The sequence below is a fragment of the Arthrobacter sp. UYCu511 genome, from assembly GCF_040547105.1.
GTDB lineage: Bacteria > Actinomycetota > Actinomycetes > Actinomycetales > Micrococcaceae > Specibacter > Specibacter psychrochitiniphilus.
This window is the reverse complement of record NZ_JBEPPB010000001.1, coordinates 226551-251354: the sequence shown is the minus strand read 5'-3', so window position 1 is coordinate 251354 and position 24804 is coordinate 226551. Positions and strand designations below refer to the sequence as shown.

At 61.3% G+C, this 24804-nt stretch carries 20 protein-coding genes; 6 read left to right on the top strand and 14 right to left on the bottom strand.

The window, feature by feature from the left end; translation table 11 throughout:
- Positions 1-84: 84 nt before the first annotated feature.
- Complete coding sequence (locus ABIB48_RS01075; RefSeq protein ID WP_110106143.1) at positions 85-537, bottom strand: universal stress protein; 453 nt, start codon at positions 535-537, stop codon at positions 85-87.
- A gap of 1005 nt (positions 538-1542) precedes the next feature.
- Here ABIB48_RS01075 and ABIB48_RS01070 point away from each other — a divergent pair.
- Complete coding sequence (locus ABIB48_RS01070; protein ID WP_110106142.1) at positions 1543-2082, top strand: flavodoxin family protein; 540 nt, start codon at positions 1543-1545, stop codon at positions 2080-2082.
- Positions 2083-2277: 195 nt separating this feature from the next.
- Here the strand turns inward: ABIB48_RS01070 and ABIB48_RS01065 are convergent, their stop codons facing one another.
- The 10 genes from ABIB48_RS01065 to ABIB48_RS01020 all read right to left on the bottom strand — a co-directional run bounded on the left by ABIB48_RS01065 (position 2278) and on the right by ABIB48_RS01020 (position 11326).
- Positions 2278-2877: a V-type ATP synthase subunit D gene (locus ABIB48_RS01065; protein ID WP_354211459.1), complete on the bottom strand. Its 600-nt coding sequence runs from the start codon at positions 2875-2877 to the stop codon at positions 2278-2280.
- A 2-nt stretch (positions 2878-2879) separates the two neighbouring features.
- Positions 2880-4328, bottom strand: coding sequence for a V-type ATP synthase subunit B (locus tag ABIB48_RS01060; protein ID WP_315915124.1), 1449 nt, complete (start codon positions 4326-4328; stop codon positions 2880-2882).
- Entirely contained in the window at positions 4325-6073 is a 1749-nt protein-coding gene (locus ABIB48_RS01055; RefSeq protein ID WP_354211457.1) for a V-type ATP synthase subunit A, read from the bottom strand. Before ABIB48_RS01055 ends, ABIB48_RS01060 begins: the two co-directional genes overlap by 4 nt.
- Positions 6061-6582 carry a V-type ATP synthase subunit E family protein gene (locus ABIB48_RS01050; RefSeq protein WP_354211455.1) on the bottom strand — a complete coding sequence of 174 codons (522 nt, stop codon included), beginning with the start codon at positions 6580-6582 and terminating at the stop codon, positions 6061-6063. Before ABIB48_RS01050 ends, ABIB48_RS01055 begins: the two co-directional genes overlap by 13 nt.
- Positions 6579-6869, bottom strand: coding sequence for a hypothetical protein (locus ABIB48_RS01045; RefSeq protein WP_146213032.1), 291 nt, complete (start codon positions 6867-6869; stop codon positions 6579-6581). Before ABIB48_RS01045 ends, ABIB48_RS01050 begins: the two co-directional genes overlap by 4 nt.
- Positions 6866-7309, bottom strand: coding sequence for an ATP synthase subunit C (locus ABIB48_RS01040; protein ID WP_354211452.1), 444 nt, complete (start codon positions 7307-7309; stop codon positions 6866-6868). The genes ABIB48_RS01045 and ABIB48_RS01040 overlap by 4 nt, the downstream gene beginning before the upstream one ends.
- Complete coding sequence (locus tag ABIB48_RS01035) at positions 7306-8625, bottom strand: V-type ATPase 116kDa subunit family protein (protein WP_354211450.1); 1320 nt, start codon at positions 8623-8625, stop codon at positions 7306-7308. The genes ABIB48_RS01040 and ABIB48_RS01035 overlap by 4 nt, the downstream gene beginning before the upstream one ends.
- On the bottom strand, positions 8612-9496 hold the full coding sequence (locus tag ABIB48_RS01030; protein ID WP_354211448.1) for a hypothetical protein: 885 nt from the start codon (positions 9494-9496) through the stop codon (positions 8612-8614). The genes ABIB48_RS01035 and ABIB48_RS01030 overlap by 14 nt, the downstream gene beginning before the upstream one ends.
- A gap of 41 nt (positions 9497-9537) precedes the next feature.
- Complete coding sequence (locus ABIB48_RS01025) at positions 9538-10038, bottom strand: hypothetical protein (RefSeq protein WP_110106134.1); 501 nt, start codon at positions 10036-10038, stop codon at positions 9538-9540.
- A gap of 307 nt (positions 10039-10345) precedes the next feature.
- On the bottom strand, positions 10346-11326 hold the full coding sequence (locus tag ABIB48_RS01020) for a 1-phosphofructokinase family hexose kinase (RefSeq protein ID WP_110106133.1): 981 nt from the start codon (positions 11324-11326) through the stop codon (positions 10346-10348).
- Between the two features lie 384 nt (positions 11327-11710).
- Here ABIB48_RS01020 and ABIB48_RS01015 point away from each other — a divergent pair, with 384 nt between their 5' ends.
- The 4 genes from ABIB48_RS01015 to ABIB48_RS01000 all read left to right on the top strand — a co-directional run bounded on the left by ABIB48_RS01015 (position 11711) and on the right by ABIB48_RS01000 (position 16716).
- Positions 11711-11875 carry a hypothetical protein gene (locus ABIB48_RS01015; protein ID WP_315915117.1) on the top strand — a complete coding sequence of 55 codons (165 nt, stop codon included), beginning with the start codon at positions 11711-11713 and terminating at the stop codon, positions 11873-11875.
- Between the two features lie 871 nt (positions 11876-12746).
- The gene (locus ABIB48_RS01010; RefSeq protein ID WP_354211445.1) at positions 12747-13055 is read left to right on the top strand and encodes a DUF488 domain-containing protein; all 309 of its coding nucleotides are present in this window, start codon (positions 12747-12749) and stop codon (positions 13053-13055) included.
- Complete coding sequence (locus ABIB48_RS01005) at positions 13052-15442, top strand: glycoside hydrolase family 65 protein (protein WP_354211444.1); 2391 nt, start codon at positions 13052-13054, stop codon at positions 15440-15442. The genes ABIB48_RS01010 and ABIB48_RS01005 overlap by 4 nt, the downstream gene beginning before the upstream one ends.
- On the top strand, positions 15439-16716 hold the full coding sequence (locus ABIB48_RS01000; protein WP_315915114.1) for a beta-phosphoglucomutase family hydrolase: 1278 nt from the start codon (positions 15439-15441) through the stop codon (positions 16714-16716). The genes ABIB48_RS01005 and ABIB48_RS01000 overlap by 4 nt, the downstream gene beginning before the upstream one ends.
- Positions 16717-16831: 115 nt before the next feature.
- Here the strand turns inward: ABIB48_RS01000 and ABIB48_RS00995 are convergent, their stop codons facing one another.
- The 3 genes from ABIB48_RS00995 to ABIB48_RS00985 are packed head-to-tail and all read right to left on the bottom strand — an operon-like array spanning position 16832 to position 22185.
- The gene (locus ABIB48_RS00995; RefSeq protein WP_354211441.1) at positions 16832-19357 is read right to left on the bottom strand and encodes a plasma-membrane proton-efflux P-type ATPase; all 2526 of its coding nucleotides are present in this window, start codon (positions 19355-19357) and stop codon (positions 16832-16834) included.
- Positions 19347-21692, bottom strand: a complete 2346-nt coding sequence (locus tag ABIB48_RS00990; RefSeq protein WP_354211999.1) for a phosphoketolase family protein — start codon at positions 21690-21692, stop codon at positions 19347-19349. The genes ABIB48_RS00995 and ABIB48_RS00990 overlap by 11 nt, the downstream gene beginning before the upstream one ends.
- Complete coding sequence (locus ABIB48_RS00985; protein WP_354211439.1) at positions 21634-22185, bottom strand: SPFH domain-containing protein; 552 nt, start codon at positions 22183-22185, stop codon at positions 21634-21636. Before ABIB48_RS00985 ends, ABIB48_RS00990 begins: the two co-directional genes overlap by 59 nt.
- 429 nt (positions 22186-22614) lie before the next feature.
- Here ABIB48_RS00985 and ABIB48_RS00980 point away from each other — a divergent pair, with 429 nt between their 5' ends.
- Positions 22615-24261 carry an ABC1 kinase family protein gene (locus tag ABIB48_RS00980; protein WP_110106127.1) on the top strand — a complete coding sequence of 549 codons (1647 nt, stop codon included), beginning with the start codon at positions 22615-22617 and terminating at the stop codon, positions 24259-24261.
- Positions 24262-24804: the final 543 nt, after the last annotated feature.

Here is a 24804-nt window from a genome sequence, read left to right as displayed (position 1 = left end):
CTCCATGTTCGGCAACACGACGTCCCGGCATGCCGGTCATCGGAGTCGACATGTTTCATTACTGATGTCTCACTACTGATCGCGCTAAAGGCTCTCACCATCGTGGCCCATATTAACGACCAGCACTGGACAGTGCGCATGGGCCACGCACGCCTGGCTGACTGAGCCCAAAAGAAGGCCGGAAAACCCGCCATGCCCCCGCCGCCCAACCACTAACATGTCCGCACCATCACTGAGCTCAATCAGTTTCTGTCGTGGCTGGCCCCGGACCAAACTCGTGGAGACTCTATCCGGCAATGGTGTCCCGAAGGTGTTCGAGACACTGTCCTGGAGGAGTTGGCGGGCCCTGTTTTCAAGATCCGAAGCACTCGTTGAAGACTGCCCGGCTGCGAATGTTGAATCGCTCCAGCATGTCACCACATCGAGCCATGAACCAGTTGCCTTTGCGACACGTTCGGCTTCCCTGAGGGCTACTATGGACTCTGCGGACCCATCGATTCCGACGACAATACGGCCAGTTTCCTTCTCTTTACCCATGGTGCAAGCCTTCCGTTGGTTGAGCTGTCTTCTGTGATCAATACTGACGCCCTAGGTCAGCGCCGTCTAGGGTCCAACGTCACCAGTCCTCTTTATGACGACAACCCTACTCAGCTACGGAACACGGGACCGAGGTGCCTCCCACTGCGTCGGAAGCACCTTGTGCACAACATGGCTGAAGACCTATGCCAGAGTCTCTTCCTGTGGCAACAAACCCGTACCCTTGCCGGTGAAGGGGAAACTTCCCGCAGTATCCCGCGTGGAGAACCCCTTACTGCCTAGAGGCCGACCAAAGCGTCTAAACGCGCGGCCAGTCGGCAAAGATGCCGCGTCATGCTAGACACCGCAGACGACAGCCTGGTCACGTGTCCCGCCGAAGGACCACATCCATTCGCATATGCCTTCACGGGCAGCACTTGAGCAGGCTGGGGTTCCCCTGCCCGCGGCCACCACGGCATGTCGGGTGTTGCTATGCATAGACTCCGAAATCACGGTGTGTGCAACGCCTGGACTTGGGTGAATTTGCCTCAGCCGTTGCCGAGGGCACGGTTCCGTAATCACCTTGCTGGCCACCCGTCGTCGTATCCTCGGCCCAATGTCCCGGTTAAAGCCGGCGTTGGCGAAACCTGAAGGGAACACGGCCACGAGGCCATAGCCCTTTCCCCTGCTGCATCCATGGTGGCTGAATCACTCCAGGCGAGGACGGCCAGCACACTCCTTCGATGCTCCCCCATATGGCCAACCTCGACCCCAAGGAGCCCTTAGAGGGGAAAACCCCCAGGTTATCCGTGTTGAATTTCACCCCACAAGAGGTAAATGACCATGAGTAGTAGTGCAGCGGCCCCCTGACAGTCACGATGGCGTTGAGCGACGCCTCCTAGTCCCCCACAGCCGTCAGCTCCCCCTCCAGAGCAGTGGGACGTTCGGCACTAGTGCACTGGACCGGGACCAGTAAGTCTTGAAACAGAAACCTCTAACTCTTGATCCACAAGAAAGGCAATCCAGATGAGTGTCGTCGTCGTTTATGAATCCATGTTTGGCAACACACGCGCCGTCGCTTTGGCGGTCGCTGAAGGGCTGGCTCCCTTTGGCGTGGTGGTCACGGCAAACGTCAACGATCCGCGAGCTAAAGAGGCCACGCGTTCGGCCGACTTGTTGGTTCTGGGCGGACCAACCCATGTCCATGGCATGACAAGACCGGAATCGCGCAAAGAAGCAATAACGTGGGCCAGCGACGCCTCCAAGCATCTGTCACTCGAACCCTCAACGCCGGGCATGGGGGTACGTGAATGGATCAAGGATCTTGATCTGGTTCCTGCTCTGTGCGCAGCCTTCGACACGCGAGCGGACAAGGCGCACATTCTGACAGGAGCAGCGTCAGGGCACATCGAACACGCGCTCACGAAACGCGGCTCGCGCACCGTCATTTCGCCAGAGAGCTTCCTCGTGTCCAGGGACAACACCCTCGAAGAAGGTGAGCTGGACCGAGCTCGAGACTGGGGCGTCAGCGTAGGAAAAGCCATGGAACAGTTCATTCACCACTAAACTTGGCTGCCTGCCACCGGCGTCGCACAGTGATGGAGGGTTGCTAACATGCGCTAACTGCGTCGTCACCCTGCTCGTTGGAATGGGCGTGCGATGCAAAGGAACAAGTGCTCGCCGTAGCTCACAAGTTAGCAAACTCTCAGGACCTGTCCCTAGAATATCGTGGTCCCTCATGCCACCAATAAAACCGCGCCCTCATCCGTCGCCAGACTTCCTGTCGGCGGCCCAGCGAAGGCGCAGGCTCTCTTCAAGCTCCTGGGCGTCGAGCTGCCTTCGAATATTCGCCAGCTCGTCCTCCAGCTTGGGAATCCACCGGCTCTCAACCGCTCGCTGACGTGTCCGGGTTGCCAGAAGTTCAGCAGCCAGCAGCAACTCAGCGCGCTGGATAGAGGCATGGCGGGCTCCAGCAACGAGCGCGCTGCGATGGACAGAAGCAGCGTAGGATAGAGCCGAACTTCCCGACTGCGCTAGCAACGCAGGAAGAGCGCATTGCGCATCTTCGGGATACGTAATACCCATCGCGTTACCCCACCGGAAAAATACTGTAGCGTCGGCCAACGGCGCCGCCGCCGCTATCCGGGCGCTGCCGTCCAGGGCGGCTGAGCGACGCAGCCACACGGCAGCTTCCCCGGCGAGATCCTCCCACTCCGCCCGGGTCTGGTCCATGTGCAGGTGTAGCCGTTCAATCTGATCCATCAAGATACGCTGTTTGCGGTCTAAAAGGCGCGCACCGTGGCGCGCTGTTTCAAGGCGACGTTCAAGCCGAACCCTTGCCGCGCGTCCCGTGCCGCTCATTTTCAGCTGCCACTTCTGGGCAGGTATCGATCCAAGAACACCCTGGGCAGCATCGTCAATTCTTTATCCGGAAGTGCCGCCAAAGCCGTCCAAGCCCGGCCCAAGGTATCTTCCAAAGTCCTGCTCTCATCCCGCGCTTGATCAAAAAGTCCCTTCTCCACCAAGGTTCGGTACAAAATGTAGCTGCGGTCTGTTTCGCTCAAAGCAGCTTCACCCACCAGCTCGGCCAGCTCGGTGGCCTGCCGCGCGCGCGCCAAGGCGGCCAACACCTGTGCCGCCACATCGGGGTGGTCTTCCCGGGTCCGACCCTTGCCTGCGCCACTGCGCATTAGCCGAGAAAGCGAGGACAGGACATCCACCGGAGGATAGATGCCGCGCGCGGCTATGTCGGGGGCAAGGACGATCTGACCTTCCGTGATATATCCGGTCAGATCCGGCACCGGATGAGTGATGTCGCCTGCCGGCATCGTCAGCACCGGCACAATCGTCACAGAACCATCGTGTCCCTTGACCCTCCCGCAGCGTTCGTAAAGGGTCGCAAGATCGCTGTACAGATAGCCTGGGTAACCACGCCGGGCCGGGATTTCGCGCCGGGCGGCGGACACCTCACGTACGGCTTCGGCGTAGCTGGTCATGTCGGACATGACCACCAAAACATCGTGACCTTCGGTATAGGCCAAGTGTTCGGCGATCGTTAGCGCAATCCGCGGGGTGAGGATGCGTTCTATGACCGGATCGTCGGCAGCGTTCAGTAGCAGGATCAGTTCCTTCTCTGCAGAGCGTTCTTCAAGACGATCCCGGACAAAGGCGATGTCCGCATGGGTCAACCCCATGGCAGCAAATACCACCCGAAACGACTGGCCGCTGGAGGTGGCCTGTGCCGCTATCTGGGTGGCCAGCGTCAGGTGAGGTAATCCCGGCACCGAGAAGATAGGCAGCTTTTGTCCTCTGACAAGGGTCATTAACCCATCGATCACTGAGATGCCGGTCAGAACTGGCTCCTGTGGAGGCTCCCTGTAAACCGGATTCAGCGGCCACCCGCTAACAGGCAGTGTTGCCGTGCCCGTCACCGGTGGCCCGCCGTCGAGCGGTTCCCCACGACCGTTGCAGACCCTGCCAAGCCACTGGGTGCCGACTTGGACATGCAGAGGACGGCCGTCAAACCGGACCCCGATTCCGCCCAGGGACATACCATCGGTACTTTCCAGCACCTGCAAGGTTGCCAGATCCCGGTCCACCTCCAGCACCAACCCATGACGGCTTTCCCCTCCGGCTAGGTCAATGGTGGCGAATTCGTCCCACCCAACACCGCCAGCCCCGCCCACTACAAGCAGTGGCCCCCGAACTTCCCGGATGTCGCCATGGGAGATCTGCGCGCCGAAGCGATCAGACAGCGGCGCGGGGTCCGTGCCTTCAATAGGCTCTTTGGCCGGTCCGGTCGAGTCCTTCATTGCAGTGCCTCTAAAGCCACAAGCACTTCTGCACTTCGGGCCCGCACCGAGGCATCGTCGGAGGGCCCGAATTCCTCGCGGGCCCTCAGTACCGGTCCAAAATCGGCTTCCTCAATGCTGGCCACTGCCACACCACGCTCCACAAGCCGCTGGCAAGCGTCAACGACGTCGAGCACCAGGTCCAGTAGCGCAGCACCTTTCTCCAGTGAGCAGTAGCCGTCGTTGTTGCTGAGGGCGTTTTGCATCAGCACCCCGTCGCGCAGCAGTCGCCCTCCCAGCAGCAGGACTTGCTCATGCCCAGGCAGCGAGGACCGTCCGATGATTTCCGCGAGTTCAGCTAACCGGTCCGACTCGGCCAGAAGGGCGACGGTGCGTGCCCGGCGGATCGCCCAACCGGGCTGCCCGTTGGCCGCATGCCAGTTGCCCAACTCTTCGGCGTCCCTAGCAAATGAACCCGTCCAACTGACCGCGGGATAGTGGCGGGAGTAGGCCAGGTCCCGGTCCAACATCCACAACGACCGGACAAAGCGTTGGGAATCAGTGGTGACAGGTTCACTCATATCACCACCGGGCGGAGAGACAGCCCCTATCACTGTTACCGAAGCACTTTGCCCACCCAGTGTCGTCACCCGTCCTGCCCGCTCGTAGAAGGAGGCCAGCTCGGAGGAGAGGTTGGCCGGATAGCCTTCCTCAGCAGGTAGATCGCCGTTGCGGTTGGCGAATTCACGCAGGGCTTCAGCCCACCTCGAGGTGGAGTCGGCAATGACGACGACGTCGTATCCCATGTCGCGGTAGTACTCCGCCACAGTGATCCCGGTGAAGATACTGGCCTCTCGTGCCATCATGGGCATGTTGGAGGTGTTGGCGATGATGACCGTACGATCAATCAACCTGCCCCCAGTCCTTGCATCTTCGAGCTGTGAGAGTCCGTCGAGGACGTCGGCCATTTCATTGCCACGTTCCCCGCAACCCACATAGACAATGACGTCGGCATCGCTCCATTTGGCTACCTGTTGCAGCATCATCGTCTTGCCCGTTCCGAAGCCGCCCGGAACAGTCGCCGCGGCACCACGTGCTAGCGGGAAAACCAAGTCCAGGGCCCGCTGGCCGGTGTGCAATGGAACGGCTGCGGTGTGCCGAGCCAGAAAGGGACGAGCACGACGAATCGGGACACGCTCGGCCAGCGACACAACGTGATCAGCCACTACAGCGATCGGATCAAGCACGCGAACCTTGCCTTCCGGGGCCACCCAGCTGAGCACGCCATAAACGCCGGCAGGAACCAGCACGCGGTGGACCACCGATCCAGACTCTGGCACGGTGCCGAGGACGTCGCCTGCGGAAACGTTCGTACCGGGCACAGCAGTGGGAACAAAGGTCCACTCGCGCGCCAGAACCACCGGATCTGCCGTGGATTGCGAACGCGCAGGTGTCAGCCACATCGGCGCCGAAGACAGGGGCCGCAAGAGTCCGTCGAACACCTGACCCAGCAGGCCCGGCCCCATGAGAGAGGACAACTCCGCACCGGTCGCTGCGGCAACATCGCCAACCTTCAACCCGCCCGTATACTCATAAGCCTGCAACGTTGCCTTGGTGCCCGCGATGGCCACGGTTTCTGCAGCAATCCTCTGCGGGCCGAGCGTCATCAGCTCAAGCATGGACAGCCTCTCCACACCTTCGATCTCCACGAGTGGACCACTGACCCGGACCACTTGCCCATCCTTCCCCTCTGCTACCGGTTCCACAACTCACGCGCCTCGGGCAGGGAGTCCAATGTCATCTCGGCAAGAACGGGAAGGGAAAGATCCAACCGGCGCGAACCTGCAACAGCGATGATACCGCCGTCGCTGCTCGAGGAAACACTCACTTCAGGTCCCAGCAAGTCTTGACAGTTTTCCCGCAACCTTGCCAACAACTCCGGGTATCGAGGGTCGCTTTGCAATTTTGATGCAGTCCCCGCCAGCTGGTGGCGGAGTTCTTCTATCACTGAACTCTGCCGCGCGAGCACCAGCTCGTGCGCCTCCCTGCGCACCCGGGATGAGCGCAGTGCTGCCTCGGTCCGGGCCGATGCGGCCCCCGCAGCTGCGGCGTTGGTGACAATCTGGGCAGCCTCTGCCTGCGCTGAAGCCAGTATGGCCGACACTTCCTGGAGAGCGCCATTGCGGAACTCGGCGACCTGGCTTTCGGCCGATGCCCGCAGCGTCTGCCGCACCGGCGCCAAGGCGGCCTCAGACACCGGCGTCAGCCCGTTCATGATGGAAGCACCAACGTCATGGGTGAGCGCGAGTCCGAGAGCGCCGGCCCCAAGGCCCGTGCTGAACGAGGTGTGAGGATCACCAGTGCTGTTTCAACTGGCAGTGCAGACCATGCGTGGAGGGTTTCTGCCTCGTTTTCACACGCGTGGAGGGTTACGCCGGCGAGTTGGAACCCGGCCAAGAGGGCCTGTTCACCGATCGCGGCAATCCTATCGGGTGCGATGGTGTTGGGCGCGCTGGAACTGGACAACAAATTTTCAGGGGTCGATGCGCGTGGCGTACTCACGCTTTGCCTATCAAAATGATGGCAATTATGAGGCCGTAGATGGCAATTCCTTCGGCCAGGCCAACTACAACCATTGCCCGGCCGAAGATCTCAGGACGCTCACTCATCGCGGCCAAAGCAGCCGATCCGGTGTAAGCCACGGCAAAGGCAGCGCCGATCGAGGAACCTGCTACGGCGATGGCTGCTGCTATCAAGGCCGCGCCGCCGGCACCGGGCGGCGCGGCTGCGGCTGCGGCTGCGACAGCTGGTTCCACTCCACCGGCCGCGGCAGCCGGACCGGAGCTCAAAGCCCCAACGAGCAACGCTAGGGCTCCTACCATCACCGCGATATTGATGGCCAGCAGAAATTTGAACGCCGATTTTCGCCAGCGTTTGACGAGGAGAATTGCTCCCGTGGTGGCGATCAGGAACACGGGAATGGTGACGAGCCAGAGATTCACGGTAGTTGCCTTTCAGCTGGGATGCCTGTATCGGCCGTTGTGGTGGCCGGGTTGCCGACGGTGGTTGCTTCCGGCGCCCACGGTTTGAAGGGGCGCCCCTCTGTTTGAAAAATGCGTGAGAACAACTCGTAATACTCCAACCGCAGTGCCTGAATTCCTGCGACCAGGGCTTCCAGCGCAAAGGTAACAATGTTCCCCACCAGGAACAGCAGTACCGCAGCGCCTGCGCGCCACCCTGGCACCCACAACGCCGTCGTACCGTTCCAGACCACCATCAACAGGGCGGCGTGAGTCAACCCAAACGCGGCGAGCCGGGTAAAGGAGACAATGTTGGAACCCAGCCGGATGATCGTGTCCATGAGTTCGATGAATGCTTGGACGACGGCGGTACCCCCGCCTCCGGCTTCAACGTACAGGCCAATGAAAATGAAGACGAGTGAGCCAGAACTAAGCACGATTGAGGTGGCGGTCAAGATTCCGATGCCCGCGGCGAGCCCCCAAACGAGGAGCCCCACGGATAGGAACAACAGTGAACCTGCAGCACCGGAGCGGGCATAGAGCGCCAAGCCCCAGCCTCCCTCCCGTACACGGTTGATGGTGCCGACGGCGTAAGCTCCGGCAAGCAGGAAAGCCCCGACACCCAGGCCTGCCAACAGAAGTGGCACCGGGTTGGCTAGAGGTTCCAGCCACAGCACAGGAACCAGTCCTGTGGGACCGAAGGCCTCCCCGTATAGTGCTCCGAAAACCATGGCGGCCATCCCGGAGGCACTCACAAAAAGCCAGGCCCTTTTTAGGGAAGCAAGTTTTTTGATGCGCCCGCTGCGCAACACTAAACCGCAGGCCAGCAACATCGCCCCATGTCCGACGTCGCCGAACATTATTCCGAACATCAGGACATAGGCCAGTGCCGCGAGGCGTGAAGGGTCAAGGTCCGCGTACGGCACTGTCCCGTACGTGTCCACGAGTGTCCGAGACATTCCTTCACGGCTGCTTCCACCGAACAACGTGGGAGGTTGGATCCACCTCGGCCCGGGCAGCGGAACAACTGCGGCACCCAGCGGGGCTAGTGCTTCGGTGAGTGCGGGAATCCCGTGTTGCGGAGTCCAGCCCACCAACGCTGCCGTGGGCCCGTTGACGACGGCGGCCGCCGCGGCCTTGTCCACTTCCCCGCTGCCATTGCCGGGCTCGTAGGGTAGGTCCAGTTCCACCTGCGCGTTGCGGGCAATTTCCATGAGCATGCTCGCCCTGTCCTGTTCCGCCACCACTAGGGCTACCCGCTGCATCCGGGCTGGCGCCAGCGATTCACGCGGCCTCATCAAGCACCTCGCTTGAGCCGGCACCGGCGGCAGCCGCTGCGAGGGCGGCCCGCACGCGCCACGCATCCATCGACAGGACAGCAATAGCCCCCAGCACAACGTCAGGTCCGGGTCTGGAGTGGCGCAGGAGCCGGAATCCATCCGACTCCACAGCGGTATGCGCACGGGCCTCCGCGCGCCAAAGTTCAGTCGGCGAGTCAATATCGCCGACTATTTTTTGCAGCGACGGCGGCAGCGCTGTGCGAAAGTTGCTGATGCTGTCTGCGCTTTCCCATGACCGGCCAAGAACAGGGCGTAACAAGTTCAGAAGCGCTCGTTCCGGAAGAACGCCGTCAACCGTAAGACTCCGTGCAGCAGTAAGGACACACACGGCGCCGCACCACGACTGCGCCGGGGGTGCGATGACGGCCAGCCTGCGCACCCAGGCCACGGTCAACGCGGGCCGTAGCGGTCCCCGCCCACCGCCATCGGCACCCTTCCAAGGCGAGGTGCGCAGGATTGTGGCGAGTTCCTCACGTGAACCAGCCGAACTGAGGCGATGCCAGGCGGTCGCCAGCGTACCCAGACGATAGGGCTCAGGAGCTGGTGGGCCGCCGTCGAGCTGGTGGGCTAAAGCCACAATGTTCTCAATTTCAAAAATGCCCGCCGCGGCCCGGGCGAGTGCGGTGCCGGAGGCTGGAAGCCAGCCAGCAAGCACTCGAAGCTGCCACAAGCAGGCCTCCTGAACGGCGCGTTCAGCGACGAAAAGACTTGACACGCCGTGGAGTCGTTCCGCATAGCTTGACTCTTGCAGTGAGGAGAGTGCAGCATCCAAGGTAGGTTCTGTGGCCAGTGTACGGCTGGTACCAGCCCCCACACGGCGCTGCGCCATGGATCGGGCCCGAACGGATGCCGCAACCCAGCCCGCCTCCATTACCGTCCAGCTTTCCGTGGGCTGAGCAGGGTGTCGATGACCTTGGCGACGACGGCGGGAATCCTGGCTAATCCGGACTCTTCCAGAGCATTGGCCTCCAGGGCAGCCTGGTCCATAGCCCGCGAATCCCTCTCCTGGGCCTCACGTTGAACCTGGGCGGCCGCTTCGGCGCGTGCCGCACTGGCATCGAGTCGAGCTTGGGACACCATGGCCGCTGCTTGGGTCCGTGCCGCCGCTACGTCATGTTCGGCTTGGCGACGAGCCTCCTCGACCAGCAATTCACCCGCTTTGACATCGGCGGCCAAGGCTGCGAACACAGGCGTCAATTCCATCGCGGGGCCCTGGTCGTCAACGGCTGGGACACCTGACGGGCCAGCCGGGCCTGGCGCACCCACAGGCCTGAAACGGTCAAGAATACTCAATCGCGCCACGACGACCTCCATCGGAATGTCTCTGGGGCCCAGTGTAGGCGCCATTTCGGTCCAGCGCACTGCTGTCATGGCCTCTCAATGCCCACACTGTTGTGCCCCGATTACTGGTCTTGGACCGTTCCTGTGCTGCAGCGGCCTGGCCGTGGACGCTGCAGGACAATGAATCGAAAGGTGGGTCACGTTTCTCGGGTCCTTTGGCTATCTACTGCGCTGAACTTAGCCGTAGCGATTCCGCCCGTTAGACCATCCTGGGAAGGCTACCAGTTCGACTCCCAGCGCTGGCCTGAGAGTTGTGAACGTGCGAGGCCGGACACCGACGCCGTGTTGGAGACTCCCCCTTGGCAGATACGCGAATCTGGCTCAACCGTCAGTCACCTCAATTAGTTTCGAGTGCTCTGGCAACCATTTCCGCTTCGAGGCGCTCGACGTCGTCCCGGCAACACAGTTCTGTTGCCGGGGACATCACCGCGGCACTTCCCGCGGCGACTGCTGTTCTCAATGCCGCCTCAGCCGTGTTTCCCTGTGCGAGCCGCAGAACAAATGCGGCCAGAAAGCTGTCCCCGGCTCCGACGGTGCTGACCACCTTCACCGACGGCGTCGGTAACCGGATGACGCTGGCCTTGGAGGCAAGCACGGCCCCGGCTTCTCCGAGTGTCAGCGCGGCGTAGTCTGCGCGCCCTTCTGCAATCAGTGATGAAGCCGCGTCGATTTGGCTCTGTTCGCTGTCAAGGGCCGCGCCGACATGTTCAGCCAGTTCCCGCCGGCTGGGTTTGACCAGGAAGACTCCTTCAGCGAGGGCTTCTGTAAGTGCCGGCCCAGAGGTGTCCACCACGCACCGCACATCGGCCTCTCGTGCCAGCCGCGCGACTCGGGCATAAAAGTCCTCCGGTACCCCCGGCGGCAGACTACCGCTGGCAACCACATATCCACCTGCTCGGATGGACCGGCCAACAATCTTCAGGCAGGTGCGCCACTCCCCTTCACTGAGCTCGGGACCTTCCAAGACGAATCGGAATTGATTCCCCGTCGAGTTCTCATCAACCGTGACGTCTTGCCGGGTTATCCCACCGACTGCTGCCACCAAAACAGGGATCCCTTCAGCTTCCATCAACCGGCGATAGGTGTCTCCGGTGGTACCGCCTGCGGTGAACACAGCCAAGGCTTGACCGCCAAGCCGTTGTATCACCCGGGCTACGTTTGCCCCACCACCTCCCGGATCGAGGCTGCTACGGCCGCACCGGAGCTTGTGACCACTGTAGACGAGGTCTGTTGAAGTGCTAACGTCCAGTGCGGGGTTCATGGTGAGAGTGAGGATTGGTTTGGAGCTCCACAAGGAAGAGGCTTCCGTGAGTCCCATCCTTGGCGAGCTGACCAACTGTGAATCGACCGATTCCATGGCTTAACTGGTACCCCCAGGATTCGTTTCCGTCCTACTGCGTTGCAGGCCCGGACTGCGCAAAAGACAGCTCTGCTTAGTGGATAGAAGCATAGGACACTAAAGCAATGACGTCCATGCGTGTTCCAGCGCCTTCATCTGGGCTGGCAACGAGCAGCGCATGTTTCGCAGAGATGACGTCTTGTCCAATAGCCAACCTCAGGAAGACGAATACGGCGACGCCTGGACGTCCACACCAGCCCTCGGCGCAAGGATTGCCACTAGACTTCCACTTCCGAAGGCAGCCTGGTGAAACACCGGATGGTTATACCGAGAAATCCGCGTAGGCACGTGATTGCAGCAGCCATGCCTCACAGCAATCCCGAGGCCTGCCTATCAAGGATAGCCGCCAGCCTGACCAAGGAGAGCGTCGAGGAACGCCTCAACCAGCGTGAAGCCCAGTCCACGGGCCAGCCCGTGGACATCGTCGCTACTCGGGACCGCGCCCGTGCTAAGAATGAGACGACGTGATTCGAAGCGAACCACATGGACCGTCGAAGTGCTTCCAGAATCCGGCGAGTTAGCGGTTTGACCAGCGTTCCGGCATAAGGCAAGGGCGGCGCGGATCGCTGTCCGCCAGCCAGCTACCTTTGCCCTATTGGGGAAAGGGTGCCAGCCATTGCATGTTCTAACGTTTCCAACGCCCTGGCATCCGGGGATGGGGTGACGATTGAGACTCTAACAACCGCCGAGTCGGTTCGCTGTGACCTTGAGATCTTGGCGACGTGAGTGGCTGGCTGTTCCTTGAGGCATCGTTGCGCGGCTCCTTTGCTGATACTCCAGGGTCTGCAGGTTGGGACGCTGCCAGCGGAGCCCTCATGCGATTAGCAGTCTGATGGATTCTGGGTAGCCACTTTTGGATCTTGTCATTGCGTCTTTGTCTGGCGGCCTTCGTCATCCCGGACACCCAATCGGAGTCGGCGAAACAGGACTGTTGCGGCGTCGGCTACGGTTCCTGATGTGATTAGCGGGGGCTTAACGTGTGGTCAGTCACTGATGTGGGCTGTGCCGGCGAGTGTGTGCATGAGGTCATCGACCATTTGTATGTGGTGGTTACCGTTTCTCGCTTGGTGCAGTGCCCGGCGCAGGATCTTGTGACGAAGCTTCTCGTGCCCGGAAAGCCGTTGCTACCCGACCCCGCAGGTGCCCCACTTCGCACGGCACACGGTCAGCGCATCCTTCTCCACCACCACACCGGAAATGTTCGTTCCATCGCAACGAATACGACCCTCTTATGGTTCGTAGTTAATACGGGCCAAGGAAATAATGCTTTTGACACATACGTCCTAGCCACGGGTAACCGGAACTGCGAGACTGGTGCCGAGGAGAGGAATGCCGGGTCATGGCGGACATACACAAGGTGAGGGCGGGCCGCATCTACGAAGGCAGGGCGCACGGGGAGGGTTCCCGGGTGCTGGTAGACCGTATCTGGTCACACGGCCTGAGCAGGGAAAAAGCGAATCTGGATGAGTGGTGCAAGACGGTGTTTTTCTCAACACGGTTGCGCAAGTGGTACGGCCACGATCCGGAACGCCTCGAAGACTTCGGCCGCCGGTACCGGAGCGAAAGTGAAGAGCCTCAAGGCGCCGGGTCCCTTGAACACCTGCGGGCCTTGGCTGATCCGGTCCAAAACAATCCGGCGTCCGCGTGATTTCGCATCCAGCGTTCAGTTGCGAGGCATGGTGCCTGCGTGAGACGGATCTGGATCTGGACGTGCTGGCGCAGAGCGAATCCTTGTTTGCGCTCTCCAACGGCCATATCGGCTGGCGGGGCAACTTGGATGAGGGTGCACCGTACGAGCTGCCGGGTTCCTACCTCAACGGTGTCCACGAGTTGCGCCCACTGCCCTATGCGGAGGCCGGCTACGGTTACCCAGAGTCCGGCCAGACCATGATTAATGTGGCCAACGGCAAGCTGATCCGGCTTTTGGTGGACGATGAACCCTTCGATGTGCGTTACGGCACGCTCCACAGCCACGAACGAGTCCTTGACTTTGCTGCCGGTGTACTGCGGCGCAATGCGCTTTGGACCTCACCAGCAGGGCGGACCGTCCACGTATCATCAACCCGGCTCGTGTCACTGGTCCAACGTTCCGTCGCTGCCATCGAGTATCAAATTGAGGCAGTCGACGGCCCGGTTCGCTTGGTGATCCAGTCAGAGTTGGTCGTCAACGAGCCGTTGCCTCCCGGCAGTGAAGACCCCCGTGCAGCGGCCGTGCTGGAGTCACCGTTGCGCTCGCAGATGCACGCCAGCGACGGCATGCGAGTAGAGCTGGTACACAGGACCGAGCTCAGCAACCTTTTGGTGGCTGCAGCCATGGATCATCTGGTGGATGGGCCAGACTCCATGCAGGTGCTGAGCGAGAGCTTCACCGATATGGGCAGGGTCAGCATGACGGTCATTTTGGAGCCGGGGCAGCGGCTGCGGTTCGTCAAATTCGTCACTTATGGCTGGTCCGCGGAACGAACCCGCCAAGAGCTTGGCGACCAGGTGGACGCCGCCCTGACGGGGGCACACCAGAGCGGTTGGGAGGGACTACTGGCCGAACAGCGGACCTATCTGGATGATTTCTGGGCCCGGGCCGACGTCGAAGTGGATGGCGATGCCGAGATCCAACAGGCTGTCCGGTTCGCGTTGTTCCACGTCTTGCAGGCAGGGGCCCGGGCCGAGCGCCGGGCTATCCCCGCCAAGGGCCTGACAGGGACCGGGTACGGTGGGCACGCCTTTTGGGACACGGAGACTTTTGTTCTTCCTGTCCTGACATACACCGTCCCCACAGCTGCTGCTTATGCCTTGGCCTGGAGGCATTCGACCCTGCAGCCCGCGCTTGATAGGGCAGCCCAGCTCGGTATGAAAGGGGCAGCTTTTCCCTGGCGCACCATCACAGGAGCGGAATGCTCCAGCTACTGGCCGGCGGGAACTGCAGCCTTCCACGTGGGTGCCGACATTGCCGACGCACTCGTCCGTTATATGAACGCCACCGGGGACACTGACTTCGAGGCGAAGATTGGTTTGGAGTTGCTGATGCAGACCGCACGGTTCTGGCAATCCCTAGGCCACCACGATGCCCAAGGCCGATTCTGCATCGACGGGGTTACCGGTCCCGATGAGTACAGTGCCGTCGCGGATAACAACATCTATACCAACTTGATGGCCCAGCACAATCTGGTCTCCGCCGTCGAGGTTGCCAAGAGAAATCCGGACCGGGCCCGTGAACTGGGCATTGACGAGGAGGAGATGGCCGCGTGGGGCGACGCCGCGCGGGACATGATGGTCCCCTACGACGACGTCCTCGGGGTGCATCCGCAAGCAGATGGCTTCACGGCGCACCAGGAGTGGGATTTTGCCGGTACCAGCGCCGAAGAATACCCGCTGCTGCTGCACTTCCCGTATTTCGACCTCTACCGCAAGCAGGTGGTGAAACAGGCAGACCTGGTCCTTGCCATGCACCTGAGCGGGGATGCCTTTACCGCGGAACAAAAGGCCGCGAACTTCCGCTATTACGAACGCCTCACCGTGCGCGACTCTTCGCTGTCCGCATGTACTCAATCCGTGATGGCCGCCGAAGTAGGTCATTTGAGCTTGGCCTATGACTATCTTGCCGAGGCAGCTTTGATGGATCTGGAAAATCTTGAACACAACACTCGCGACGGCGTGCACATCGCATCGCTGGCTGGCACGTGGATTGCCCTGGTTGCCGGTCTGGGCGGTATGCGTGAACGAGGTGGCACGCTACGTTTTGCCCCGCGCCTACCCGAGGGCCTGACTCGGGTGTGCTTTCGCGTCCTGTTTCAGGGGCGGTGCCTGCAGGTCGAAACCATCCCTGGCTGCACGATTTACCAGCTGTTGGAAGGTACAGCCTTGGAGATATTCCATTTTGGTGAGCCCGTCATCGTGAAAAAAGAGCCGACGTCGTGCCCCACACCGGCGTTGGTGCTGGCACCAGAAGAAGCCAAACGGCCCACCCAGCCGGCGGGTCGCGAACCTCTCCTGCGCAGTGGACGCCGCAGGATCCGCACAGCGAAGGACTTACCATGAGTAACCTGCACCACCCCGGTGGCGGACACCCTGCTGTGGACATTGCCGCCTATGACGCTTGGCTCTTTGACCTCGACGGTGTTCTGACGAAGACCGCTTCGGTGCACGCCGCTGCCTGGAAGCAGGCTTTTGACGAATTCCTCCACGAAGAGGGTGCCCGGCTCGGAAAGTCCTTCAGCCCGTTCGATCCGGGCGCTGACTACCAGCGCTACGTTGACGGAGAACCACGCGCCGACGGGGTGCGAAATTTCTTAGCCGCACGAGGTATCACCCTGGCCGAAGGAACGGATGGGGATGCTGCTGACGCCCACACGGTCATAGGCCTCGGAAACCGTAAGAACGTGCTGCTTCTGCACGCCCTTAAAACCAGTGGCATCGAAAGTTACGCCGGCGCCGTGGCGCTGGTGAAGGCCCTGCATGCCCAAGGAACACCCACTGCTGTGGTCTCCGCCAGTGAGAACACAGCAGCGGCGCTTGACGCTGCGGGGATAGCCGAACTTTTCAACGCCCGTGTTGACGGCCAGGTGGTCAAGGAACGCAATCTGGCAGGCAAGCCCGCACCGGACAGTTACCTTGAAGGTGCCAGGTTGCTGGGTGTGGATCCTGCCAAGGCCGTGGTCATCGAAGACGCCTTGGCGGGGGTAGAGGCAGGCAAAGCCGGCCACTTTGCTCTGGTGATTGGAGTCAATCATCACGACACCGACGGCACCCACGACTATGCCGACCAATTACGGCGACACGGTGCCGATGTTGTCCTTGCTGATCTGGCCGATCTACTGCTTGATCCGGATGCAGCTCCGGTCAAAGACGGCGAAAAGCCCGCTCTAGCCAGACCGGTTGGACGGGGCAAGAATGGAGTAATGGACTACACAGCGAAGGTTGCATCCGCCGTCATCGTCGTCGCCGAATTGGAACGCTCTCTGAGTTTTTATCAGGACGTCTTCGGCTGCACTCTCGCCCTGCGCCACGGCAACGGAGCGCTGATATTATCTCCGGATGGTTTCGAGATTTATCTGGTGGCCAAAGGTAGCCGCAAGGGACACCCCACGGGTGGCATTGGCGAGCAACACCTGATGTGGGCCACCGATAGTGCCCAGGCTCTGACTCACTTCGAGCAGGTATTAAAGGACCGCGGCGCCTACACCTACACGCATACCAGCGCAGGGGTGACGTTCGTTGAGGGCCACGACCCGGACGGCACTCGCGTGGTCATCGCCCACCCTAGCCCACAGCAACAGCCCCGTTCCGTGTTCGACAGCCGGCTTTACAACTAACCCCGAACACACGACGACGCCATACGCAAGGATCTAATGTGCGCTCCGTGTTCCAGTCGGGGCCAGTGTTCTAGGTGGGGACCGGTTCGAGTTTTCTTGCAGCACCAGCGAGCTCTCACCGGATCTTGTGACCGCCCCCAGCAGCTAGTGCAACGGCAGGATCAAGCACCTTGTACGCGAGGAGCTTGACACGGTCGCTGAGCAACGCCCATAGGATGGCGTAACCCCAGACGAAGGCCGCCCACCCCCATCCCAGCGGTGTCATAAACAGTCCGAACACGGCAATGAGCGTGGCAATTACTTGGGTCCCCAACACGGCGAACAGCAGGATGCGGGCCGGCCGGATGGACCAGAACGGGCCGCGTGTTCGAGTCAGGAAAATGGTTAGGTGACCGGCCACCGAGAGCATCAGATACATCATGGTCTGCAGCTGGGGACGGCCGATGCCGAAGACCCGATCGCCAAGGTAGAACAGGCCAAAGGCGGCGATCGGGCCGAGCACACCCAGCACTGTCGCTATCCCCAGCACCACGCGCATATTCCACGCTTCTGGCTGGCTGCGGTAGCGGACGTTGTCGTAGGCGATCGAGAGGATCGCGCCGTCGTTTAGCAGTGCGAGCATCACGATCATGATCGCGGTGACCGGGTAGAAGTTGAACACAAGGATGGTGAGGGTAACGAAGAGCAACACGCGCAGCGTCTCGGCAATGCGGTACATGGCGTAGGAATTCATCCGCTGAAAAATCCGCCGGCTGATCTTGATCGCATCGATGATCACCGACAGGCCCGGGGTGAGCAGCACAATCGCGGCCGCAGCACGGGCGGCATCGGTGGCACCGGACACCGCAATGCCACAGTCCGCCTTCTTGAGGGCCGGGGCGTCGTTGACCCCGTCGCCTGTCATGCCGACGATGTGGCCGCGCTGCTGCAGGACCTCGACAATGTGGTATTTGTGTTCCGGGAAGACTTGGGCGAAACCGTCGGCCTTTTCAATGGACTCGGCAGTTGCGGCGCTTTCCGTCTTCTGCACCTCCCCCAGGCCGGCGGCGTCGAGAATGTTGGCGCCCAAACCGACCTTGACGGCGGTTTCCCTGGCGATTGCCAACGCATCCCCGGTCACCATCTTCACTTCCACACCCATTTCACGGGCGGTGGCAATGGTGGCCGCAGCATCCTCACGCGGAGGATCAAACAGCGGCAGGACGCCCAGAAAGCGCCAGTCACCCGTCGGGCCGGTGCGGGCCACGCCGAGGGAACGGTACCCGCGGGTGGCGAAATCGTTGACCGCCGCATCGACGGCGGATTTCACGGCGGAGGCGTCAGTAGCCAGGGCCAGCATCACCTGCGGCGCCCCCTTGCTGACCTTGAACGTGGGCTGCTCTGTTCCTGTACCGGCCCCTTTTTCCGTGACGGTGGCCTCGGTGCGCTTGCTGACCGGGTCGAAGGGCTGATAGCCCGTCACGGTGTATCCGTGCAGTGCGTCAGGGTCGCTGAGCCCGCCGAGGATAGCGAGATCTATGGGGTCGTCGTTGTCTGCACGGGAGGCCAACGCCCCGGCAATGATCACCTCTGCGGCCGTGACACCATCGGTGCAGAACGGGTCCCCCAGTGTCAGTGAGTTTTGGGTCAGCGTTCCTGTCTTGTCGGAGCAGAGAACGTCGACGCCGGCGAGTTCCTCAATCGCCACAAGCCTGGAGACGACGGCCTGTTTCGTGGCAAGGATCCGGGCACCAACAGCCATGGTAACTGACAGCACCGTGGGCATGGCGACAGGGATCGCCGCAATCGTCAGCACCAGGGCGAACTGCAGCGTGGTCAGCAGCGGGTCATGGCGCAGCAGCGACACGACGATGATCACAGTAACGAACACGGCAGCGAGAATGATGAGGTAGTTGCCGATTTTCAGCACGGCCTTTTGGAAGTGGCTGACCGTGTGCGCACCCTGCACCAGTTCCGCCGTTGCGCCGAAGTAGGTGTTGGCGCCCGTTGCGTAGACTAAACCGTCAATCTCGCCGCGGCGGACAATCGAGCCTGAATACACTGGATCGCCAGGGGCACAGGTGAGCGGCAGCGATTCCCCGGTCAGTGCGGATTGGTCAACCTCAATCTCATCGCCCTCGAAAAGACGCGCATCGGCGGGAATGATATCGCCGAGCCGAAGCCTGATGACGTCTCCCGGAACCAGCTCCCGGGCGGCCGGGGTGACCCACGTTCCGTCGCGTCGGACGCGCGCTGTGACTGCCAGCTTCGCCCTTAATGCCTCGATGGCATTGCCAGCCTGGCGCTCCTCACTCCAGCCCACAAGGGCGTTAGCCAGCAGTAGCACCAAGATGATAAAGAAATCCGGCCAGTGCCCCACCACGGCGGACAGGATGACGGCGGCCTCAATCATCCAGGGGATCGGGCCCCAGAAGTATGACAAAAACTTCAGCAGCGCATTCGCGTGGTGCTCGGCGATCTCGTTTGGACCGTACTGAATCAGCCGCTTCGCAGCTTCCACCTGGTGCAGCCCCTCCGGCGATGTTCCCAGCTGGTGCTGCACTTCCTGCATGGGCAGCGTCTTCAAGCTCTCCGCGGTCGCGGCATCGCTCCCGGGGACAGGTCTCCCCGGATTGGCGGCCGCCGGTTTCTTACTGGCCATGACATGCCCCGTCCGGGTCCCAGGTCCAGTTGCGGATCTCCGGCAGATCCGCACCGTGTTGGTTGATGTAAAGGCTGTGCTCGATGAGCTTGTTGGCCATCTCCTGCTTGAGGTAGTCCGCTTTAGCCCCGAGCTGGGGCAGCCTGTCGATGACGTCTTGGACCAGGTGGAAGCGGTCGAGCCGGTTTTGCACGCGCATGTCAAAGGGCGTGGTGATGGTGCCTTCCTCGTTGTAGCCGCGCACGTGCAGGTTGTGGTTTCTGCGCCGGTACGTCAGGCGGTGGATCAGGGATGGGTATCCGTGGAACGCGAAGATGATGTGCTTGTCGCGGGTGAACAACGAGTCGTAGTCTGCGTCGGAGAGCCCGTGGGGGTGTTCGCTGGCTGATTGGAGCTTCATCAGGTCCACCACATTGACCACCCTGACCTTAAGCTCGGGCAGGTGCTCGCGCAGGATCGAGACGGCGGCCAGCACCTCAAGGGTAGGGGTGTCACCGCAGCAGGCCATGACGACGTCGGGCTCGGCGCCACGGTCGTTGCCGGCCCACTCCCAGATCCCGATTCCCTGGGTGCAGTGGATCTCGGCATCGTCCATGGAAAGCCATTGGGGCATATCGCGTTTGCCAGCGACGATGACGTTGACGTAGTGGCGGCTTCGCAGGCAGTGGTCGGCGACGGTGAGGAGGCAATTCGCATCCGGTGGGAGGTACACCCGGACAATGTCCGCCTTCTTGTTCACCACATGGTCAAGGAAGCCGGGATCCTGATGGGTGAAACCGTTGTGGTCCTGCTGCCACACGTGGGAGGCAAGCAGGTAGTTCAACGAGGCGATGTCACGGCGCCACGGCAGTCCCTTGGTGATTTTCAGCCATTTGGCATGCTGGTTGAACATTGAGTCGACAATGTGAATGAAAGCCTCATAGCAGTTGAACAGGCCGTGGCGGCCCGTCAGCAGATAGCCTTCCAGCCAGCCCTGGCACTGATGCTCAGAGAGCATCGAGTCCAGCACCAAACCGGACGGGGCCAAAAACTCATCGCCCTCGATCGTGCGGGCCTCCCATTGGCGGTCGGTGACCTCGAATACGGCGCCCAGCTGGTTGGACAATGTCTCATCCGGACCGAAGAGACGGAAGTTGCGCCGTTCCGCATTCAGCGCGATCACCTCACGCAGGAAATTCCCCAGCACAAGAGTGTCCTTGGCCTCGACGGCTCCGGGTGCGGCCACGGCGACGGCGTGCGTGCGGAAGTCGGGCATGCGCAGGTCCCGCAGCAGCAGCCCGCCGTTGGTGTGCGGGTTCGAACCCATCCGCCGTTCCCCGGACGGGGCCAACGCTTCCAGTTCGGGCAGCAGCCGCCCGTCCGCGTCGAACAGTTCCTCGGGCTTGTAGCTGCGCATCCACGCCTCCAACTGGCTGACGTGACCTGGGTGGCCATCGTCCACAAGCAATGGCACTTGGTGCGAGCGGAACGTGCCCTCGATCTTCAGGCCGTCAACCACCTTGGGCCCTGTCCACCCTTTGGGGGATCGCAGCACAATCATGGGCCAGCGCGGCCTGGTGGTACTACCACCGGTACGGGCGTCGGCTTGAATGGTAAGAATGTCCTCAATGGCCGAATCCAGCACGGAGGCCATCCGCTGGTGCATCTGCTCCGGATCGCTGCCTTCGACATAGCGCGGGTCCCACCCGCAGCCATGCAGGAACGCATCAAGTTCCTCGCGCTCGATCCGGGCCAGCACGGCGGGGTTGCTGATCTTGTATCCGTTCAGGTGCAGGATGGGCAGAACTGCCCCGTCGCTGACAGGGTTAAGGAACTTCGTGGACTGCCACGATGTGGCCAACGGCCCTGTTTCGGCCTCCCCATCTCCAACCACGCACGCGACCACCAGACTCGGATTATCGAACACGGCCCCGAACGCATGGCTGAGCGAGTAGCCCAGCTCCCCTCCCTCATGGATCGAGCCCGGAGTGGTCGGTGCCACGTGGCTTGAAATGCCTCCCGGGAACGAGAACTGCTTGAACAGTTTCATCATGCCAGCCTCGTCCTGGCTGACGTCAGGGTAGATCTCCGAATAGCTGCCCTCCAGGTAGGTGTTGGCCACCAATGCCGGTCCGCCATGCCCGGGCCCGGAAACGTAGAACATGTCCAACCCGTACTTCGCGATCGCCCGGTTCAAATGCACGTAGATGAAGTTCTGTCCTGGTGTGGTGCCCCAATGCCCCACCACCAGCGGTTTCACATCCGAGAGCGCCAGCGGGCGCTTGAGCAGCGGATTGTCATAGAGATAGAGCTGTCCGACCGACAGGTAGTTCGCCGCCCTCCAATAGGCATCCATGCGGTGCAGCAGTTCCTGACTCAACGGGGGCCCCGGCAGCGGGGCGGTTGCGCAGACATCGGTGTTGTTGGTCATGGCTTGATCCCTTGTCATTGTTGGGTGCGCAGGGCGGGAAGAACACTGTCGTGTTCTTGTCGACGCCGATTTCGATCAGGGATTGCAGGTTGCGCAACTGCAACGCAAACGGGTGGGCCATTATGCGCTTCATGCTGTCCGCCAGCTGGAGGTCTTTGAGCTCCACGCCGGTGACCTCCACACCCCAATCCACTGTCCTGACATCGAGGCTTTCTCGAATGTCCACGCTGACGTTCTCACGGATGATGATGCCCTGCCACTGGATCGGCATAGTGATGATCCGCAAGTGGACGTTGGGCATCCGGTCGGGCCGGAACAACACACCCATCTCGTACCCTGTGAGAACACGGATCGAGAGTTTGAGCGCAATCAGCGCCAGAATCACGACCACCACAATATGGGCCACAATGACGGTCATGACAAGTCCCTAGGAATCGGGCTCAATTCTCAAGGAACCAAGCCATAAAGTGTTAATTTCGCTGGCAGATCCGGGTCAGCTGGGGCCGGCGGTCAATGCTCAGAGAGACTTGGAACCGGTTCACGGTTGGCATGTGTGGATCGGTCGGAGCCGGTTCAGCCATGTGCTGCGTCTGGGTCAGCGCTCCCGTCTCGGCTGAAAAACCGTCCACTTGCATCCGAATCGACGGCGTCGCGATCATGACTGTTCGCGTTCAAAATACCGTCGATACGGTTCATCCTACGCCCGTGTGACGCACCTGCGAGAAGATAGTTTTACCGTGTGGCGCCATTGGCAACTTCCCGCCCTACTGCCCATACTGAGGGGTATGAGCAGACCTGCAGACAACACTAATTGCCACGGTGGCGCCGATGATGCGCAGCCACGGGCATGAACACCCACCTTGAGCGATTGGCCCAGGTCGCAGAGATACTTGGTCGCCACGGACTAGGATCCCTCGTGGCCGCCACCGGGGTGGACCGTTGGCGGGTGGCACAGGCCGTGGGCTCAAAACCCCAAATCACGAACCCCCACCGCATCAGGCTTGCATTGGAAGAGCTCGGCCCCGTGTTCATCAAGCTCGGTCAGATGCTCTCCACCCGCCCGGATCTGCTGCCCCCGGGCTACCTCACCGAGCTCTCCAAACTTCAAGACGGTGCACCACCTGTGGCAGTGGACGCTGTCCGCGCTGTCATCCAGCAGGAATTGGGCGCCGCGCCGGAACAACTGTTCGCCACGTTCGACGACGCACCCTTGGCCAGCGCTTCGATCGGCCAGGCCCATGCGGCGAGACTTTTCGACGGCACCGAAGTTGTTGTCAAGGTTCGCCGCCCGGGTGTTGTGGCACGGATCAACGAGGACCTGGAGATATTACAGAACCTAGCCACCTACGCGAACCGTACGTGGCCGGCTGCTGCTGACTTCAATTTCAGCGGCATCGCGGCTGACTTCGCAGCCACCCTGCGCGCTGAACTTGACTACCTGCAAGAAGGCCGCAACGCGGAACGTTTTGCGGCGAATTTTGCTGCTGACCCGGGCATCCACATTCCCAGGATCTTTTGGGAGACAACGAGTTCTCGGGTACTCACCATCGAGAGGATCCGCGGCATCAAGGTCGACGACGTCGAAGGGCTGATTGAGGCGGGGATCGACACGCATGACCTTGCCGACCGGGCAGCCCGGGCCGCTGCCAAAATGATCTTTGAAGATGGCTTCTTTCACGCGGACCCGCACCCCGGCAATTTGTTTGTCGAAACGTCGGGCACCATTGGCCTCATTGATTTTGGCATGGTCGGGGAAGTGCGTGCACCTCTGCGTGAGCAGTTGGCCAAACTACTGCAGGCACTCACCACCAACAACCCCGACCGGATCAGTAGTGCGCTGCTGAACCTTTCTACTGCTCCGCCCACCGCAGACCGCGCTGCGCTACGCTACGACGCAACCGTATTTGTCCAGATGTACCAGGACAAAAAATTAGGTGAGCTCGAAATCGGCCCGCTGGTGGTCCAGCTGCTGGCGATCTTGCGCAACCACCGTCTTCAGCTGCCTCGTGAAATGGCCTTGCTGGCCAAGATGCTGCTCATGACGGAGGGCATGGGGGCCCGCTTAAATCCTGACTTCAGCCTCGGCAACGTCCTGAAGCCCTATGCCAAGCACATGGCACTGGAGCGTTTTGAACCCCGGAATCTGGCCCAGGCATTCTCCCGGTTGGGGTTGACGGTGGCCGAGCTCGGCCTGGACCTGCCGGAGAAATTGGAGCGGCTGGCTGGACGCATGGACGACGGCGTCGAAGTCCGTCTGCGTGCCTCCGAGTTGGAGCCGATGGTGGCCCGTGTTGAACAGATTGGCAACCGACTGGTTGCCGGGATGGTTGCCGCCGCTTTCATCCGAGGCATCGGGGATGTGGCAACGGCGGATAGCGAGCGGTTGACAAAGTGGGGGAAACCGCTCCTTGCCGGCGCTGTTGGTGCAGTGGGGGCGTTGAGCACCTATTTGGCATGGACGGGGCGGCACCGACGGGGCGGTGGACGAAGATGATGATTCTCGATTTCCCTACCCTGACACCGGCTTGAGTCCTTCCGACGGGCGGCCTGAACCGGTTGTAGAGGGTTCCGAGGAACCTAGACTTCCCACACGCGGGGCCCCCACACCCCCGGCAGTGGTTCACGGTCGCATCCCCCGGTGGCTTTTGGTGACTGCGTCCGTCATCATCCATGGCGCTTCCGTGTGGTGGATCATCCTGCCGCAATATTCCAATGCCGTGCCGACACTGGGTTCCCTTGAACAGCTATCCGTGTATCTGGTACTACTGGCGGTCGGTCTTGAGCTTGCCTCCTTTCTTGCCTATTCCGCACTCAGCGCCTCCGTCCTGGGCGCCGGACGCCCGAGCTACTTCACCCTTCTTCGCATCGATTCATCCGACGTTGGCGTCAGCCATGTGGTGCCCGGGGCGGGGCGGCGGCAGTCCGGTACCGCTTGTTGCAACGCGCAGGAGTCCCCCGGAAAAAGCCCTGAGCGCTGCGGCCATCCAAATTTCCGGTTCCAATCTCGTGTTGGCGACACTCTTTGCCGCGGGACTGC

Bases quoted from the DNA above. Each gene is read 5' to 3' on its own strand.
- ABIB48_RS01075 (WP_110106143.1), bottom strand. From the start codon at position 537: ATGGGTAAAGAGAAGGAAACTGGCCGTATTGTCGTCGGAATCGATGGG.
- ABIB48_RS01070 (WP_110106142.1), top strand. From the start codon at position 1,543: ATGAGTGTCGTCGTCGTTTATGAATCCATGTTTGGCAACACACGCGCC.
- ABIB48_RS01065 (WP_354211459.1), bottom strand. From the start codon at position 2,877: ATGAGCGGCACGGGACGCGCGGCAAGGGTTCGGCTTGAACGTCGCCTT.
- ABIB48_RS01060 (WP_315915124.1), bottom strand. From the start codon at position 4,328: ATGAAGGACTCGACCGGACCGGCCAAAGAGCCTATTGAAGGCACGGAC.
- ABIB48_RS01050 (WP_354211455.1), bottom strand. From the start codon at position 6,582: ATGAACGGGCTGACGCCGGTGTCTGAGGCCGCCTTGGCGCCGGTGCGG.
- ABIB48_RS01035 (WP_354211450.1), bottom strand. From the start codon at position 8,625: ATGAGGCCGCGTGAATCGCTGGCGCCAGCCCGGATGCAGCGGGTAGCC.
- ABIB48_RS01030 (WP_354211448.1), bottom strand. From the start codon at position 9,496: ATGGCGCAGCGCCGTGTGGGGGCTGGTACCAGCCGTACACTGGCCACA.
- ABIB48_RS01025 (WP_110106134.1), bottom strand. From the start codon at position 10,038: ATGACAGCAGTGCGCTGGACCGAAATGGCGCCTACACTGGGCCCCAGA.
- ABIB48_RS01020 (WP_110106133.1), bottom strand. From the start codon at position 11,326: ATGGGACTCACGGAAGCCTCTTCCTTGTGGAGCTCCAAACCAATCCTC.
- ABIB48_RS01015 (WP_315915117.1), top strand. From the start codon at position 11,711: ATGCCTCACAGCAATCCCGAGGCCTGCCTATCAAGGATAGCCGCCAGC.
- ABIB48_RS01010 (WP_354211445.1), top strand. From the start codon at position 12,747: ATGGCGGACATACACAAGGTGAGGGCGGGCCGCATCTACGAAGGCAGG.
- ABIB48_RS01000 (WP_315915114.1), top strand. From the start codon at position 15,439: ATGAGTAACCTGCACCACCCCGGTGGCGGACACCCTGCTGTGGACATT.
- ABIB48_RS00995 (WP_354211441.1), bottom strand. From the start codon at position 19,357: ATGGCCAGTAAGAAACCGGCGGCCGCCAATCCGGGGAGACCTGTCCCC.
- ABIB48_RS00990 (WP_354211999.1), bottom strand. From the start codon at position 21,692: ATGGATGCCTATTGGAGGGCGGCGAACTACCTGTCGGTCGGACAGCTC.
- ABIB48_RS00985 (WP_354211439.1), bottom strand. From the start codon at position 22,185: ATGACCGTCATTGTGGCCCATATTGTGGTGGTCGTGATTCTGGCGCTG.
- ABIB48_RS00980 (WP_110106127.1), top strand. From the start codon at position 22,615: ATGAACACCCACCTTGAGCGATTGGCCCAGGTCGCAGAGATACTTGGT.